General features: G+C 67.2%; 17 protein-coding genes. 14 read left to right on the top strand and 3 right to left on the bottom strand.

Going from position 1 to position 16,215, the window contains the following annotated elements:
* The first annotated feature begins 3 nt into the window (after nucleotides 1-3).
* The 10 genes from AWC18_RS16370 (at nucleotide 4) to AWC18_RS16325 (ending at nucleotide 10,271) form a co-directional block, all read left to right on the top strand.
* Nucleotides 4-1,134 (top strand): spirocyclase AveC family protein, encoded by a 1,131-nt coding sequence (locus AWC18_RS16370; RefSeq protein WP_085139399.1) that lies wholly within the window; start codon nucleotides 4-6, stop codon nucleotides 1,132-1,134.
* Nucleotides 1,127-2,011 carry an SDR family NAD(P)-dependent oxidoreductase gene (locus AWC18_RS16365; RefSeq protein WP_085139398.1) on the top strand — a complete coding sequence of 295 codons (885 nt, stop codon included), beginning with the start codon at nucleotides 1,127-1,129 and terminating at the stop codon, nucleotides 2,009-2,011. Before AWC18_RS16370 ends, AWC18_RS16365 begins: the two co-directional genes overlap by 8 nt.
* Nucleotides 2,012-2,039: 28 nt before the next feature.
* Entirely contained in the window at nucleotides 2,040-3,488 is a 1,449-nt protein-coding gene (locus AWC18_RS16360) for an aldehyde dehydrogenase family protein (protein ID WP_085139458.1), read from the top strand.
* A gap of 12 nt (nucleotides 3,489-3,500) precedes the next feature.
* On the top strand, nucleotides 3,501-4,712 hold the full coding sequence (locus AWC18_RS16355; protein ID WP_085139397.1) for a cytochrome P450: 1,212 nt from the start codon (nucleotides 3,501-3,503) through the stop codon (nucleotides 4,710-4,712).
* Nucleotides 4,709-5,620, top strand: a complete 912-nt coding sequence (locus tag AWC18_RS16350) for an SDR family NAD(P)-dependent oxidoreductase (RefSeq protein ID WP_085139396.1) — start codon at nucleotides 4,709-4,711, stop codon at nucleotides 5,618-5,620. The genes AWC18_RS16355 and AWC18_RS16350 overlap by 4 nt, the downstream gene beginning before the upstream one ends.
* Before the next feature lie 19 nt (nucleotides 5,621-5,639).
* Nucleotides 5,640-6,911 carry a cytochrome P450 gene (locus tag AWC18_RS16345; RefSeq protein WP_085139395.1) on the top strand — a complete coding sequence of 424 codons (1,272 nt, stop codon included), beginning with the start codon at nucleotides 5,640-5,642 and terminating at the stop codon, nucleotides 6,909-6,911.
* A gap of 88 nt (nucleotides 6,912-6,999) precedes the next feature.
* Nucleotides 7,000-8,145 (top strand): thiolase family protein, encoded by a 1,146-nt coding sequence (locus AWC18_RS16340; RefSeq protein WP_046319824.1) that lies wholly within the window; start codon nucleotides 7,000-7,002, stop codon nucleotides 8,143-8,145.
* 14 nt (nucleotides 8,146-8,159) lie between these two features.
* On the top strand, nucleotides 8,160-8,948 hold the full coding sequence (locus AWC18_RS16335) for a crotonase/enoyl-CoA hydratase family protein (protein WP_085139394.1): 789 nt from the start codon (nucleotides 8,160-8,162) through the stop codon (nucleotides 8,946-8,948).
* Nucleotides 8,945-9,472, top strand: coding sequence for a gamma carbonic anhydrase family protein (locus tag AWC18_RS16330; protein ID WP_064998975.1), 528 nt, complete (start codon nucleotides 8,945-8,947; stop codon nucleotides 9,470-9,472). Before AWC18_RS16335 ends, AWC18_RS16330 begins: the two co-directional genes overlap by 4 nt.
* A gap of 79 nt (nucleotides 9,473-9,551) precedes the next feature.
* On the top strand, nucleotides 9,552-10,271 hold the full coding sequence (locus AWC18_RS16325) for a CPBP family intramembrane glutamic endopeptidase (RefSeq protein ID WP_085139393.1): 720 nt from the start codon (nucleotides 9,552-9,554) through the stop codon (nucleotides 10,269-10,271).
* A 115-nt stretch (nucleotides 10,272-10,386) separates the two neighbouring features.
* Here the strand turns inward: AWC18_RS16325 and AWC18_RS16320 are convergent, their stop codons facing one another.
* Nucleotides 10,387-11,196 (bottom strand): enoyl-CoA hydratase, encoded by an 810-nt coding sequence (locus AWC18_RS16320; protein WP_064998923.1) that lies wholly within the window; start codon nucleotides 11,194-11,196, stop codon nucleotides 10,387-10,389.
* A gap of 51 nt (nucleotides 11,197-11,247) precedes the next feature.
* Here AWC18_RS16320 and AWC18_RS16315 point away from each other — a divergent pair, with 51 nt between their 5' ends.
* The 3 genes from AWC18_RS16315 to AWC18_RS16305 are packed head-to-tail and all read left to right on the top strand — an operon-like array spanning nucleotide 11,248 to nucleotide 14,135.
* Nucleotides 11,248-12,333: a CaiB/BaiF CoA transferase family protein gene (locus tag AWC18_RS16315; protein WP_064998976.1), complete on the top strand. Its 1,086-nt coding sequence runs from the start codon at nucleotides 11,248-11,250 to the stop codon at nucleotides 12,331-12,333.
* Between the two features lie 42 nt (nucleotides 12,334-12,375).
* Nucleotides 12,376-13,128, top strand: coding sequence for a 3-hydroxyacyl-CoA dehydrogenase (locus AWC18_RS16310; RefSeq protein ID WP_064998924.1), 753 nt, complete (start codon nucleotides 12,376-12,378; stop codon nucleotides 13,126-13,128).
* 8 nt (nucleotides 13,129-13,136) lie between these two features.
* A complete protein-coding gene (locus AWC18_RS16305; RefSeq protein ID WP_064998925.1) occupies nucleotides 13,137-14,135 on the top strand; it encodes an NAD(P)H-dependent flavin oxidoreductase in 999 nt (332 codons plus the stop codon).
* Nucleotides 14,136-14,436: 301 nt separating this feature from the next.
* On the opposite strand, the gene AWC18_RS22240 is transcribed toward AWC18_RS16305, so the two are convergent.
* On the bottom strand, nucleotides 14,437-14,565 hold the full coding sequence (locus AWC18_RS22240; protein WP_109470432.1) for a hypothetical protein: 129 nt from the start codon (nucleotides 14,563-14,565) through the stop codon (nucleotides 14,437-14,439).
* Between the two features lie 294 nt (nucleotides 14,566-14,859).
* Here AWC18_RS22240 and AWC18_RS16295 point away from each other — a divergent pair, with 294 nt between their 5' ends.
* Complete coding sequence (locus AWC18_RS16295; protein ID WP_064998926.1) at nucleotides 14,860-15,498, top strand: class I SAM-dependent methyltransferase; 639 nt, start codon at nucleotides 14,860-14,862, stop codon at nucleotides 15,496-15,498.
* A 2-nt stretch (nucleotides 15,499-15,500) separates the two neighbouring features.
* On the opposite strand, the gene AWC18_RS16290 is transcribed toward AWC18_RS16295, so the two are convergent.
* Entirely contained in the window at nucleotides 15,501-16,214 is a 714-nt protein-coding gene (locus AWC18_RS16290; RefSeq protein WP_064998927.1) for an SIR2 family NAD-dependent protein deacylase, read from the bottom strand.
* Nucleotide 16,215 lies beyond the last annotated feature (1 nt).

The following is a 16,215-nucleotide window of genomic DNA, read 5'->3' as shown; positions in this document are numbered from 1 at the left end:
CCGATGACCGCAGAGCCGACGGCGCCCCCCGCCCCTGTCTCACCTCGCGAGCCTCAGCGGGGATCGCCTTGGCTGTGGATCTGGATCGCCGTCGCGGTCGGCGTGTTGGCCTTCTTTCTGGCCAACGCCCGAACAGGTTTGAGTTCTGACCGGGTCCGTAATCCGGTCGACGTCGGGTCGCCTCCACCGCGGCCGGTGCCGGTGCTCTTCGGCTTCGAGCACTGGCTCGGACTCCTGGAGACGTTCACCGTCGTGGTGATGGTCCTCATCACCGTGGTCTATGTGGTCGCGTGGCGCCGCCATCCGTATCACCCGGTGCTGCTGATGGGGATCGTCACGACGCTGATCGTCTGGCAGGACCCGATCATGAACTGGGCGCCATACGCGGTCTACAACCCGGAGCTGCATCATCTCCCAGAGGATTGGCCACTGGTTTCGCTGTCGCCGACTGTCGAGCCGTTTGTGGTACTGGGCTACATCATGTTCTACTTGGCCCCCTACTTCCCGGGGATCTGGCTGCTGCGCAAGATCCAAGCGCGTCGTCCCGTCGACTCGTTCGTATGGCGCCATCCGCTGATCAGTCTGGCGATCTGCATCCTGCCGTTCGGGATGGTGATCGATGCGGCGCTGGAGATCACGCTGGTACAGACCGGCATGTACATCTACTCCCAGGTTCCGTTCGGCTCGATCTTCATGGGCGAGACGCATCAGTTCCCGTTCATCTTCGAGATCTTGGCGGTGAACTTCGTGATGGTGCCCGCAGGAGTCTTGCTGTACCGCGACGACACCGGACGCACCGTGGCCGAGAAGCTGGCCCAGCGGGCGAAGATCTTCGCCGGCCGCCCCGTACTCGGGATGTTCCTGGTGATGCTGGTCCTGATCAACCTGGGCTACTTCTGCTACGGCGGCACGTTCGCCGCGGTCAGGGCGGCTCACCTGTCCCGGACCGTGGCCTGCCCGTGGCCGTACCCGGAGGCCAAGATCTACGACCCGCAGGGCTTCTACGAGAAGGCGGGCCAACCGGGTCCGTACTCGGTGGGCATCTGGTCGACCTGGCTCAGCGGCCAACCCAACGGCCGACCCGACGTGGAGCTGCCCGCCGACGGGGGACGGTGCGGACCGGGTGATGACTGAGCCGCGCAGCGTTGTCATCACCGGCGCCTCGCGCGGGCTCGGATTGGCCTCGGCGGCGCACCTGTACCGCCGCGGCTGGCAGGTGGTGGCGGCGATGCGGTCCCCGGAGACGGGCCTGCAGGCACTGCGCCAGGCCAGCGGGGCGTCCGAGGACGACACCCGCCTGATCGGGATCCCGCTGGACCTCACCGACGCCGCGTCGGTGGCGGCAGCGGCCAAAGCCATTGAGGCAGCGGTCGGCGCGCCGTATGCGGTGGTGCACAATGCCGGGATCTCCGCCGCCGGCATGGCCGAAGAAACGCCGGCCGAACTGTGGGAGCGCATGTTCGCCACCTCGGTCTTCGGGCCGGTGGCGCTGACCAACGCCCTGCTGCCCGCGATGCGCGCTGCTGGGCGCGGGCGCATCGTGCTGGTCTCCAGTGCGGGCGGGGTGCGCGGCATGCCCACGACCGCGGCGTATTCCGCGGCCAAGGGCGCACTGGAACGGTGGGGTGAATCGTTGGCCAACGAAATCGCACCCTTCGGACTCGGCGTCACCGTACTCGTGACGGGCACCTATGACACCGAGATCATCACCGACGCCGGCACCACCGACTGCCGCGATTTCGCCGGAGCCTACGCACGACACCACGCCACCATCGACAAACGGGGCCGCTTGGCCACCAAGGTCGCAGCCCGCTCACCGGAGCGCTTTGCGTCCGGGCTGGCCAAGGCGCTGGAATCCCACGCGCCGTTCGCGCGGCGACCGGTTGGTCCCGATGCGCGAATGCTGTTGATAGTCAGTCGGTTACTCCCCGCCGCGGCACTACACCAGATGATCCGAATCATGATGGGTCTGCCGCGGTTCGGCTCTTTGACGAAGGACCACAATGTCTGAGTTACCCCAGGTGCGCTTCGAATCCCGGATGATGATCGACGGCAAACTCGTCGACGGGCAAGCCGGCACCTTCGCCAACATCAACCCGGCCACCGAGGAACTGATCGGCGAGGTCGCCGACGCATCGCCGGCAGATATGCACCGGGCCATCGACGCCGCCCGGCGGGCCTTCGACGACACCGACTGGTCGGCCGACCACGCCTTCCGGCAGCGCTGCCTGCGCCAACTGCAGGAGGCGCTGGAAAGCGAACGCGAAGAGCTGCGGGAAGAACTCATCGCCGAGGTCGGGTGCCCGCGGGCGATCACCCACGGCCCGCAGCTGGATGCGCCGCTCTCCGATGCTCTGAATTACCCGGCGCAGTTGATCGATGACTACCCGTGGGAGACGTCGCTTGGTGATGCGTTCGTGTCGGTCACCGGGGTCAACACCACCAGAAGGGTCTGGCGGGAGGCCGTCGGTGTGGTCGGGGCCATCGTGCCGTGGAACTTTCCCTTCGAGGTCACCATCCACAAGATCGGTCAGGCGCTGGCGACCGGCAACACCGTCGTCCTCAAACCTGCACCCGACACACCGTTCAACGCCACCAGTTTGGGCCGGTTGATCGCCGAGAACACCGATATCCCTGCGGGTGTCGTCAATGTCGTCACGGCATCCGACCCACTGATCGGCGAGGAGCTGACGCTGTCGCCCAAAGTCGACATGATCTCATTCACCGGGTCCACCGCGGTGGGCAAGCGCATCATGGAAAAGGGCGCGGCCACCATGAAGCGGCTCTTCCTGGAACTCGGCGGCAAATCGGCGACCATCGTGCTCGAGGACGCCGACTTCGCCTTGGGCTGCATGATGGGCATCGCGCCGTGCATGCATGCCGGTCAGGGGTGCGCCAACCCGACCCGGCTGCTGCTGCCACGATCGCGCTACGACGAGGGCGTCGGCATTCTGCAGGGCATCTACGAAGGCGTCGCCCCGGGTGACCCGCAGAACCCGGCAACCCTGTGCGGCCCGGTGATCTCGGCCAAACAGCGCGACCGTATTCGCGGCTACATCCAGAAGGGTGTCGAGGAGGGCGCCCGCCTCCTGGTCGGCGGTGTGGAGCCCCCAGAGGGCTTGGAACGCGGATTCTATGTTCGCCCAACCCTGTTCACCGATGTCGACAATTCGATGACCATCGCCCAGGAAGAGATCTTCGGGCCGGTGCTCGCCGTCATTCCCTACGACGACGAGGACCATGCGGTGCGGATCGCCAACGACAGCGTCTACGGGCTGGCCGGAAACGTCATGTCCGGGTCGCTGGATCACGCTCTGGCCGTGGCCAAACGCCTTCGCGCCGGCTTCCTCGGCATCAACGGCGCCGCAGGTTATGGAGCCGACACACCCTTCGGCGGCTACAAGGCCAGCGGCGTCGGACGCCAGAACGGGGTCGCCGGATTCGACCAGTACACCGAGATCAAATCCGTCGCCTACCCAGCCGTCTAGAAGGAGTTACCAGTGCAATTGTTTGACGATCTGGAGGATTTCGGCGCCTTCGACGACGTGGTCTCCGGGGACGTGCGTGACCCCTACACCGAGCTTGCCCGGCTGCGTCGCGAGGAACCGGTGCAGCGCATCGACATGTCCGGGATGCCCCATGAGGAATCCAAGCCGGTATTCATGGTGTACCGCCACGAAGACGTGCTGAAGATGCTGCGCGACAACGAGACATTCTCGTCGTCGATCATCATCGACACCTTCGGCGACGTGCTCGGCGAGCAGGTGATGCTGGGCATGGACGAGCCGGTGCACGGTCGGCACCGTGCACTGGTGTCCAAGGCGTTCTCACCCCGGGCGGTGGCCGGCTGGGAACACGAACTGGTGATACCGGTGGCCAACCAGCTGATCGACCGGTTCGCCGACCGCGGCCACGCCGATCTGGTCAAAGAGTTCAACTTCGAGTACCCGACCAGGATCATCGCGCGGATCCTGGGACTACCCGAGCAGGACTACGAACAGTTCCAGCGCTGGTCCATCTCGCTGCTGTCCTTCACCATCAACCCGGAGCGGGGCCGGGCCGCCTCGCTGGCGTTGCGCGACTACTTCACCCCGATTCTGGCCGCCCGCCGCAGCGAGCCGCGCAATGATCTGATCAGCCGGCTCGCCGACGCCGAGATCGACGACCAGAAGCTCTCCGACGAGGAGATCTTCTCGTTCCTGCGGCTGCTGCTGCCGGCCGGCATCGAGACCACCTACCGTTCCCTGGGCAACCTGCTGCTCGCGCTGCTCACCCACACCGATCAACTCGACGCCGTCCGGGCCGATCGCTCCCTGCTGCCGCAGGCGATCGAAGAGGGGGTGCGCTGGGATGCGCCGCTGCTGACGATCACCCGGGTGGCCGTCCGCGACACTGAGTTGGGCGGGGTGCACATTCCAGCCGGGTCCGCGGTGATGCCGATGCTGGGCGCCGCCAACCGACAGGAGGACCGCTACCGCGACCCGAATGTGTTCGACATCTTCCGCGAGTCCAAGGTCCATGTGTCGTGGGGCCACGGAGCCCATGTCTGCCTGGGCAGCCACCTCGCCCGGATGGAGATGCGCGATGCGGTCGGCCTGATGTTGGACCGGCTGCCCAACCTTCGGCTGGATCCCGACGGTGGCGATCCACACATCCGCGGCCAGGTGTTCCGGTCGCCGACCGCGCTGCCGGTGCTCTTCGATGCGCCATGAGCCCGTTGCGGTTTGACGGTCGGGTCGCCGTTGTCACCGGAGCAGGGCGCGGGGTGGGGCGGAGCCACGCGATGTTGTTGGCAGCCAAGGGAGCTCGCGTGGTGGTCGCCGACTATGGAGCCGGCATCAACGGGGACGGCTCCTCATCGGCGCCGGCAGACGAAGTGGTGCGCGAGATCACCGACAGCGGTGGCCAGGCGGTCGCGTGCTTTGCGTCGGTAGCCGAACCACACGGCGCGCAAGCGATCGTCGACACCGCGGTCGAAGCCTTCGGCCGGATCGACGTGGTGGTCAACAACGCGGGCATCCACGATCCGGGCCTGTTCGAGACACTGTCGAGGGACCGCTTCCGCAACATGTTCGACGTGCACTTCTACGGCACGGTTTTGGTGACCCAGGCGGCCTGGCCGCACTTCGTCGCGGCGGGCTACGGCCGCATCGTCAACACCGTCTCCGAAGCCATGCTGGGCGGCATCTCTGAGCTGAGCAGCTACGGCGCCGCCAAGGGGGCGGTGTTCGGCCTGACCCGCAACCTGGCAACAGAGGGCCTCACCCACGGCATCCGGGTCAACGCCGTCGCACCGCGCGCGTACACCCGGATGTCGGCGTCGCACTCCGATTCCGTGGCCGCCCAGTTGTCTATACCCAAAGAGGTCATGGACACCATCAATGCCGGCATGCCTCCCGAATTGTGCGCGCCCGCAGTGGCATTTCTCGCCCACGAAGACTGCCCGCTCAACGGAGAGGTACTGCAAGTCGGTATGGGCGGGGTGGCACGCATCGCCGTGGTCCGCACCCCGGGAATCGTGCGTACACCGCTGACCGCCGAGGACATCGCCGAGAACCTCGACGCGGTCATGGACATTTCAGACGCCCAGGTGACTGCCGTCACCGAGATGGTGCAGTGACAACCGCAGGAGGCACAGCGTGAGCGAATTCGAGTCGGTCGACTTCTTCAGCGACCAGTCGTTGATTCCCGACCCGTACCCCTACTTTGACAGCCTGCGGGCCAAGTGTCCGGTCGCACACCAGCCGCACCTGGGCGTGCATGCCGTCACTGGGCATGCCGAAGCCCTTGCCGTGTACAAAGATCCGGCATTCTCGGCATGCGTCTCGGTCGCCGGCCCGTTTTCTGGACTGTCATTCGAATCCGTGGGAGAGGATGTCCGAGACGTCGGTGATCTCATCGATGCGCGCCGGCACGAGATCCCGATGAGTGAGCACATCGTTACCCAGGATCCACCGGAGCACACCCGAACCAGGGGGCTCTTGAGTCGGCTGCTGACCCCGAAGCGGCTCAAGGAGAACGAGGAGTTCATGTGGCGGCTCGCCGATGAGCAGCTGGACAGGTTTGTCGCAAAGGGCCGGTGTGAGTTCATCGAGGACTATGCGAAGCCGTTTTCCACGCTGGTCATCGCCGATCTGCTCGGGGTGCCCGAGGGCGATCACCGGGACTTCCGGCAGGTGATGGCGGGCGAGCAGGTGGGCGCGCTGGATGAGGACCCCATCTCCCACAACCCGCTGCAATGGCTGGACGAACGGTTCTACGCCTACGTCGAAGACCGTCGCAAGCAACCGCGGGGGGACGTGCTGACCGAACTGGCCCAGGCCAAATACGACGACGGGTCCACACCCGAGATCATCGACGTGGTGCGGCTCGCCACCTTCCTGTTCGCCGCGGGCCAGGAGACCACCGTCAAGTTGCTCAGCGCCGGCCTGCGGGTGATCGCCGAACGTCCCGACCTGCAGGCGCTGCTGCGTGAGGATCGCAACCGCATCCCGGTGTTCCTGGAGGAGACGTTGCGTACCGAGAGCCCGGTCAAAGCGCACTTCCGGATGGCGCGCACCACGACGACCGTGGGGGAGACGACGGTGCACGCCGGCACCACCGTCATGCTGCTGCCCGGGGCGAGCAACCGTGATCCACGCAAGTTCGAAGAGCCCGCCGAGTTCCGGATCGACCGGGCCAACGTGCGCGAGCATGTGGCATTCGGGCGGGGGGTGCACTCCTGCCCCGGCTCACCGCTGGCCCGCGCCGAGGGCAGGATCTCACTCAACCGGATCCTGGACCGGATGGCCGATATCCGGATCTGCGAGGACAAGCACGGCAGCCCGGAAGCGCGTCACTTCAATTTCGAGCCGACGTTCATCATGCGGGGGCTGCAGGACCTGCATTTGGAGTTCGATCCCGTGGCCTGACCGGCCGATGTCCACCCCCCCTTGGGGCTCCGCCTACCGGTTGGTTGACAATCGAGGTCAACTACACCTCGTCGAATGAAGGAGCACCATGGCTGAAGCCGTCATTGTGGAAGCAGTGCGTTCGCCGGTCGGCAAGCGCAACGGCGGCCTGTCGGGGGTCCACCCCGCGGAGTTGTCCGCCCAGGTTCTCAATGGACTGGTCACGCGCGCCGGTGTTGACCCGGCGCTGGTCGACGACGTGATCTGGGGCTGCGTCATGCAGGCCGGCGAGCAGGCCCTGGACATCGGCCGGACCGCTGTGCTGAGCGCGGGCTGGCCTGAGAGCGTCCCCGCGGTGACGGTGGACCGCCAGTGTGGTTCGAGCCAGCAGTCGGTGCACTTCGCAGCCGCCGGTGTGATCGCCGGACACTACGACGTAGTCGTCGCCGGTGGTGTCGAGTCGATGTCGCGGACCCCGATGGGCTCGTCGCTGGCCAACGGCGGCCGGCCCTACGGCGAATCCTTCAAGGCGCGCTACGAGCAGACCCCCAACCAGGGCATCGGTGCGGAGATGATGGCCACCAAGTGGGGCCTGAGCCGTACCGCGCTCGACGAGTTCGCGCTGGCGTCGCACGAAAAGGCCGCTGCCGCCCAGGACGCGGGCGCCTTCAAGGACGAGATCGTCTCGATCACCGACCCCGAGGGCAATGTCATCAGCGAAGACGAAGGCATCCGCCGCGGCACCACCCTGGAGAAGATGGGCCAGCTCAAGCCCGCCTTCAAGGAGGACGGCGTGATCCACGCCGGCAACTCCAGCCAGATCTCCGACGGCTCGGCGGCGCTGCTGTTCATGTCGGCGGAGAAGGCCAAGGAGCTGGGCCTGACCCCGCTGGCGCGGGTGCACACCGCGACGCTGGCCGGCTCCGACCCGGTGATGATGCTGTCCGCGCCGATCCCGGCCACGCAGAAGGCGCTGCAGCGGTCCGGTCTGAGCGTCGACGACATCGGGGCCTTCGAGGTCAACGAGGCGTTTGCCCCGGTGCCCATGGCCTGGCTCGCCGACATTGGTGCCGACCCGAAGAAGCTCAACCCCAACGGTGGGGCCATCGCACTGGGCCACCCGCTCGGCGGTTCCGGCGCGCGGATCATGACCACGCTGCTGTACCACATGCGCGCCAACGGGATTCGTTACGGACTGCAGACCATGTGCGAGGGCGGCGGTCAGGCCAACGCGACTATTCTGGAGCTGCTGTGAGTACTGGAGCTGCTGTGAGTGAAGGGGCCGTTCTGCTAGAGCGGCGCGGCAACGTCCTGCTGGTCACGATCAACCGGCCCGAGGCGCGCAACGCGATCAACGGCGCGGTGAGCAAGGGCGTCGGCGATGCCCTGGCGCAGGCGCAGGCCGACGACGAGGTGCGCGCGGTGGTGCTCACCGGAGCCGGCGACAAGTCGTTCAGTGCCGGCGCCGACCTCAAGGCGATCGCCGCCCGGGAGAACATCTACCACCCCGACCACCCGGAGTGGGGCTTCGCGGGCTACGTGCAGCACTTCATCGACAAGCCGACCATCGCGGCGGTCAACGGCACCGCGCTGGGCGGTGGCACCGAGCTGGCGCTGGCCAGCGACCTGGTGATCGCCGAGGAGCGCGCCCAGTTCGGGCTGCCCGAGGTCAAGCGGGGCCTGGTCGCCGGAGCGGGCGGGGTGTTCCGCATCGTCGACCACCTGCCCCGCAAGGTTGCTCTGGAACTGCTCTACACCGGGGAGCCCATCTCGGCGGCCGACGCGGCCCGCTGGGGACTGGTCAACCGGGTGGTCGAGGACGGCAGCGCCCTGGAGGCAGCGCTGGAGCTGGCCGAACGCATCACCGTCAACGCACCGCTGTCGGTGTGGGCCACCAAGCGGATCGCCTACGGGGTCGACGACGGCGTCGTCGTCGACGAGGTGGCCGCCTGGGCCAGGACCGGCCGGGAGTTCTCCAAGGTGTTGCGGAGCGAGGACGCCAAGGAGGGGCCCCGGGCGTTCGCCGAGAAGCGTGCCCCGGTGTGGAAGGCGCGTTGAGCGACCGGCCACAGCCGCTGCTGATCCCCATCGGGGATCACGCCCCGCAGCTGCACCCCGAGTCCTGGGCTGCGCCCAACGCCAGCCTGATCGGCCAGGTCCGCCTGGCCGATCGGGCGAGCGTGTGGTACTCGGCGACGCTGCGCGCCGAGGTCGAACCGATCGAGATCGGTGCGGAGTCCAACATCCAGGACGGCGTGACCGTCCACGTCGACCCGGGGTTCCCGGTGCGGGTGGGCCAGCGGGTCAGTGTGGGGCACAACGCGGTGCTGCACGGCTGCACCATTGAGGACGACTGCCTGATCGGCATGGGTGCGATCGTCCTCAACGGTGCCGTCGTGGGGGAGGGCTCGCTGGTCGCGGCGGGCGCCGTCGTCCCGCAGGGGATGGTGGTGCCACCCCGGTCCCTGGTCGCAGGGGTGCCGGGCAAGGTGCGACGGGAACTCAGCGAGGACGAGGTCGGCAACAATCGGCTCAATGCCGCGGCCTACCGGCACCTGACGGAAGTCCATCGAGCGAACTAGCGCATTTGGGCCACCGGCCGCCATTCGGTCGCTACGTTAAGGGACGTTGGCTAACCCGCTGCTGATGGGACGTCCCTCTATGACCCAGATCAGTCCACCTCGCCCCGGCCTGCTGCGCGAGATCACCGCCATCATGTCCAGGGTGGCCCCGCCCTATCACGAACCACGGGCCGTGGTGCAGCGCCGTCGAGTCGTCGTCGGGGTGGTGGTGCTGATCGGCGCCGCGGTCCTGGTCGCCATGCACAGCAAACTTCCAGGAGACGCGTCGTTCTACTGGCTGTCGCTGGTCTTGGCCGCGGTCTGGACGGTGGGGGCGGTCGTGGCCGGACCGCTGCACCTGGGCGTGTTGAGGTTCCGCGGACGCAACGAGCGGCCGGTGTTCACCGGCACCGGCGTCGGCCTGTTGCTCGGCGGGGTGTTCCTGCTGGGCGGGCTTGCGGTGCAGGACATCCCACCGCTGGCCGATCAGGTGGTCGCAATCCTGGCCTACACCACCGAGGTCTCCTGGCGGCTGGTGGTGCTGATCGCACTGTGCAACGCGATCGCCGAGGAGCTGTTCTTCCGCGGCGCACTGTTCAGCGCGTTCGGTCGCCGCTCCCCGTTGGTGTGGTCCACCCTGCTCTACATCGCGGCGATGATGGCGGCCGGCAACCTCATGGTCGGGGTGGCCGCACTGATACTCGGCACCGTGTGCGCCTTCGAACGGCGCGCCACCGGCGGCGTGCTGGCGCCGGTGCTGACCCATCTGGTCTGGGGGCTGGTGATGGTGCTGGCGCTGCCCCCGATCTTCGGGATGTAGCTCTCACTTCGCGGGATCATTGCCTCATTCATTGGCGCGAGTGTGCGTGTCTGTACAGGGACACGCCGTTGAGCGCGGCATTCTGCGCACGCTCGGCACCGGTGAGGCGCGCCGCTTAGGAGTCGGTGAAGACGGCCGGACGCCGCTCCTGGAATGCGCGGGCTCCCTCGCGGAAGTCGTGGGCGTTCAACAGGATTGACTGGCCGACGTATTCGCGGTCCAGGGTGGCATCCAGCTCGGTCAGGGTCGCGGAGTTGATGGCGTGCTTGGTCTTGGAGAACGCCGCCGCGGGGCCGGCGAGCACGGTGGCCAGCAGCTTGTCCACCTCGGCGTCGAACTCCTCGGCCGGGTACACCGCGCTGACCAGGCCCCACTCCAAAGCGTCTGCCGCGGAGAGCCGTTCGGCCAGCAACGCCAGCCGCAGGGCGCGAATCCGGCCCACGGCCGCCGCCACCAACGCAGAGGCGCCGCCATCGGGCATCAGCCCAATCTTGGTGAATGCCAACAGGAAAAAGGCCTTGTCCGAGGCCACGACCAAGTCGCAGGCCAACGCCAGGGACACCCCGATGCCGGCGCACGGGCCCTGGACGACCGCGACCACCGGCCGCGGCAGCGCGGCGATCGCCCGGATCGCGCGATTGGCCTCGACGATGATGTCGGTCTGCACGCCGTCGACCTCGTCCTCGGCGCCGATCCCCGCACCGGAGCTGAACCCGCGTCCCGCCCCACCGAACCGCACGACGCGCACCCGCGGGTCGCGGGCAGCGGCCTCCATGGCGTCGGCAATACCGGCCAACACCGGCGTGGTCACCGAGTTGAGGCTCTCGGGTCGGTCGATGGTCACCGAGAACACTCCGTCGTTCAGGGCGACGGTCAGTCCCGCGACTGGGGCGAGGGAGTCGATGGCGGCGTGGCTAGCGGTCATGGGTGTCACTTTAGGATGCAGGTCACACACGCTTACGACGAGGAGGCAGAAATGGCGGGACCACTGGCGGGGCTGCGGGTCATCGAATTGGCCGGCATCGGACCAGGGCCGCACGCGGCGATGATCCTCGGCGACCTCGGGGCCGACGTGGTTCGGGTGGATCGGCAGCCGAAGTTCGGCGGTGGACCCAGCAAAGACGCCATGCTTCGCAACCGGCGCTCGGTGACCGCCGACCTCAAGTCGCCGGAAGGCCGTGACCTGGTGCTGAAGCTGGTGGCCAAGGCCGATGTGCTGATCGAGGGTTTCCGGCCGGGCGTCACCGAGCGCCTCGGCCTCGGCCCGGAAGACTGCGCCAAGGTCAACGAGCGGCTGATCTACGGCCGGATGACCGGCTGGGGACAGTCCGGTCCGCGCGCCCAGCAGGCCGGTCACGACATCAACTACATCTCGATCACCGGCGTGCTGCACGCGATCGGGCGCAACGGCGAGAAGCCGGTGCCGCCGCTGAACCTGGCCGGCGACTTCGGTGGTGGATCGATGTTCCTGCTGGTCGGCATCCTGGCCGCGCTGTGGGAGCGCCAGACCTCCGGCAAGGGCCAGGTGATCGACGCCGCGATGGTCGACGGCGCCAGCGTGCTGTCGGCGATGATGTGGAGCTTCCGGGCTCAGGGCATGTGGAGCGACGAGCGCGGCGTGAACATGCTCGACACCGGTGCGCCCTACTACGACACCTACGAATGCTCCGACGGCAAGTACGTGTCGGTCGGTGCGATCGAGCCGCAGTTCTACGCCGAACTGCTGGCCAAGCTGGAGTTGGACCCCGCAGAATTGCCGGGGCAGAACGACGTCAGCGGATGGCCGGTGCTGCGCGAGAGGCTGACCGCGGCGTTCGCCGCCCACGACCGCGACCACTGGGCCACGGTGTTCGCCGGCTCCGACGCCTGCGTGGCACCGGTGTTGGCCTTCAACGAGGTGTTGGACGATTCGCACATCGCCGAACGCGATACCTTCTACGACGTCGACGGCTATCTGCAGCCGCTGCCGGCGCCGCGGTTCTCCCGCAGCGTTCCCGACGTCCCCACCCCGCCGGCCGTTCTGGGAGCCGACAATGAGTCCATCCTGAGCGACTGGGTATAGTCCCGACCAACCAGACGGTTGGGATTGAGAGGGGCCAAGAGAGTGCAGATCAAGGACGCGGTTGCCGTTGTCACCGGCGGTGCTTCCGGTTTGGGTTTGGCGACCGCCAAGCGCCTGCTGGACGCCGGCGGACAGGTCGTGGTGATCGACCTCAAGGGCGAGGACGTGGTCGCCGAGCTCGGTGACCGGGCTCGTTTTGTCGAAGCCAACGTGGCTGACCCCGAGGCGGTCGGTGCGGCGCTGGACGTCGCGGAATCTCTTGGCCCCGTGCGGATCAACGTCAACTGCGCCGGAATCGGCAACGCGATCAAGACGCTGAGCAAAGACGGCGCTTTCCCGCTGGACGCCTTCACCAAGATCATCCAGGTCAACCTGATCGGCACGTTCAACGTGCTGCGGCTCTCGGCCGAGCGGATCGCCAAGACCGAGCCGATCAACGGCGAGCGCGGCGTCATCATCAACACCGCCTCCGTGGCGGCGTTCGAGGGTCAGATCGGGCAGGCCGCCTACTCGGCCTCCAAGGGCGGCGTGGTCGGTATGACGTTGCCGATCGCTCGTGACCTGTCGCGTGAACTGATCCGGGTCTGCACCATCGCCCCGGGCCTGTTCAAGACGCCGCTGCTGGGCTCGCTGCCCGAGGAGGCGCAGAAGTCGCTGGGCGCGCAGGTGCCCCACCCGTCTCGCCTGGGCGACCCCGACGAGTACGGCGCCCTGGCCGAACACATCATCAACAACCCGATGCTCAACGGCGAGGTGATCCGCCTCGACGGTGCGATCCGGATGGCCCCCAGGTAAGGAATGACATGGCTCTGACAACGAAGTTCACCGAGGCGTTCGGGGTCGAGCACCCCATCGCCCAAGGCGGCATGCAGTGGGTGGGTCGCGCGGAGCTGGTGGCCGCGGTCGCCAACGCCGGCGCGCTCGGCTTCCTCACCGCGCTCACCCAGCCGACGCCGGCCGACCTGGCCAACGAGATCGCCAAGACCCGCGATCTCACCGACAAGCCGTTCGGGGTGAACCTCACCATCCTGCCGGCGATCAACCCGCCGCCCTACGACGAGTACCGCCAGGTGATCGTCGACGCCGGCATCAAGATCGTCGAGACCGCCGGGTCCAACCCGGCGCCGCACCTGCCGATGTTTCACGACAACGGCATCAAGGTTCTGCACAAGTGCACCTCGGTGCGGCACGCGGTCAAGGCGCAGAGCCTGGGCGTGGACGGCATCAGCATCGACGGGTTCGAGTGCGCCGGTCACCCGGGTGAGGACGACATCCCCGGCCTGGTGCTGATCCCGGCCGCGGCGGCGCAGATCGAGATCCCGATGATCGCCTCCGGCGGTTTCGCCGACGCCCGCGGCCTGGTCGCGGCGCTGGCCCTGGGTGCCGACGGCGTCAACATGGGATCGCGGTTCATGTGCACCGTGGAGTCCTGCATCCACCAGAACGTCAAGGAAGCCATCGTCGCCGGCGACGAGCGCGGCACCGAGCTGATCTTCCGGACGTTGCACAACACCGCTCGGGTGGCCAGCAACGCGGTGTCCCGTGAGGTTGTCGAAATCCTCAACAAGGGCGGCCAGTTCCCCGACATCCAGGACCTGGTGGCCGGCGTGCGCGGACGCCGCGTCTTCGACGAAGGTGACATTGACGCCGGGATCTGGACGGTGGGCACCGCGATGGGCCTCATCAACGACATCCCGACCGTCGACGAGCTGGTGTCGCGGATGGTGTCCGAGGCCGAGGACATCATCCTCGGACGCCTGAGCAGCATGATCGAGGTAGACGACGAGGAGAATGTCGCCTGACCGTGGTCTTGAGGCCATTGGCCTGAGGCTGTAGAGGCATTACCTGCGCCGAACGTGTAATCAGGCCGGAGAATCCACCCACGGATTTTTCGGCCTGATTGCACGTTCGGCGTTGTCGTTTAACGACACCGGGGATGGCTGGGCGGCGGCCAGGCGCACGGGTGTAGTCACCGCAGCGCGGGGCCGATCCTGAATGTAAGAGAAATGGGATGACTCAAAATTGGCGGCCCGCTCGGACGGGGCGGCCGTCGCCACGCAATAGCGCGACCGTGAACGACGCCGCTCTCGCGGCGCCGATCAATCAGCTGGCCAGCAGTGCGTGCAAGCCGTCGAACTGCTCGGAGGTGTCGCCCTCGACGAGGAAATCGCCGTGGTAGAGAGCCTCGAAGTCGACCTTGATGACGTCGGCACTGGAGTCGTCGATCCACATAACCCTGAGCGTATGGGTCACTATTAAGGAATCATTGAGTTACGTTTCGGGAAATGATGGCAATATTACTGACCGGTAGCGTTAACAAGATCGTTCCCTTGAGGCCACTGCTGCCGAGGGTAGGGCCGCGACCCGCTTCACCCGGCTCCGCCGGTCTCGCGATCGCGGCGGGGCTTGATGGCCGCGACCCGCTTCACCCGGCTCCGCCGGTCTCGCGATCGCGGCGGGGCTTGATGGCCGCGACCCGCTTCGCCCGGCTCCGCCGGTCTCGCGATCGCGGCTAGGGTGGCTCCCATGACCGCTCCGGACACGCTCGACAACCCGCTGTTCGCCCGGATCTGGACCTTCATGTCCAGCCACGAGACCGACTGGTTGCGCGACCGTCGCCGCGAAAACCTGGCGGGATTGTCGGGCCGCGTGCTGGAGGTCGGCGCCGGCACCGGAAGCAACTTCGCCTTCTACCCCGACACCGTGACCGCGGTGGTGGCAGCCGAACCAGAGTCACAACTGCGGGAGGCCGCCGAAGTTGCCGCGGCGGCGGCGCCGGTGCCGATCACGGTGGTGGCCAGCACCGTCGAGGCCTTGGACCCCGCGGAGCCCTTCGATGCGATTGTGTGCTCGCTGGTCTTGTGTTCGGTCGAGCGCCCCGAGGCGGTGCTGCGTCAGCTGTTCTCATTGCTGAAGCCCGGCGGCGAGCTGCGCTACTTCGAGCATGTCGCCAGCCCCGGCGTGCGCGGTGGACTCCAACGGCTGGCCGACGCCACCTTCTGGCCCCGCCTGTTCGGTAACTGCCACACCCACCGCGAGACCGAACAGATGATCACCGCTGCCGGCTTCGTCGTCGACAGGGCGCGGCGTGGGCAGCAGTTCCCGGCCTGGGTGCCGTTGCCGGTCTCGGAATTCGCGCTGGGCTCGGCCAGCCGCCCGGCCTAGAGTCAGCGCAGCAGGAACGGCAGGCGCTGCGCCATCCCCGGAAGGGCTGCCGAGGCGGTAGTACGCAGGAACACGGTGGCCCGCTCCGACAGTGGTGTGGGCTCGGGATTCACCTGGATGACGGGCTTGCCAAGCTCCAGCGCCCGCTCGGGCAGGCTGGCCGCCGGATAGACCACCCCGGACGTGCCGACCACGATCATCGCGTCGGCAGCCTCGACGGCTTCCACTGATGCGTTCCACGGCCCGTCGGGCAGATCTTCGCCGAACCACACCACGTCCGGGCGGATCAAGCCGCCACACTCGCACTGCGGCGGCATGATCTCGAGAACCGGCTCCGCCAGCTCCGGCAGCTGCGTGTCGTGCGGTTGACTGCAGTCCGAGCAGCGGAAGGTGAACATCCGCCCGTGCAGATGGTGCACCGTGGAGCTGCCGCCGCGCTCGTGCAGATTGTCGACGTTCTGGGTGATGACCTGGACCTCGGCGTGCTGTTCCCAGTCCGCGATCGCGGTGTGGCCCAGGTTGGGCTCATAACGGCGGGCCAGCTGGCAGCGCCAGACATACCAGCCCCAGACCAGCTCTGGCTGCCGATTCCAGCCGTCGATGCTGGACACCTCGTAGGGGTCGTATTGGGACCAGAGGCCCTTCTCGTCGTCGCGGAATGTAGGTATCCCGCTCTCCGCTGAGATACCTGCGCCACTGAACACCACCACCCGCACG

This window comes from Mycolicibacter nonchromogenicus (assembly GCF_002101775.1).
Lineage (GTDB): Bacteria > Actinomycetota > Actinomycetes > Mycobacteriales > Mycobacteriaceae > Mycobacterium > Mycobacterium nonchromogenicum.
This window is presented reverse-complemented; position numbering and strand designations above follow the sequence as displayed.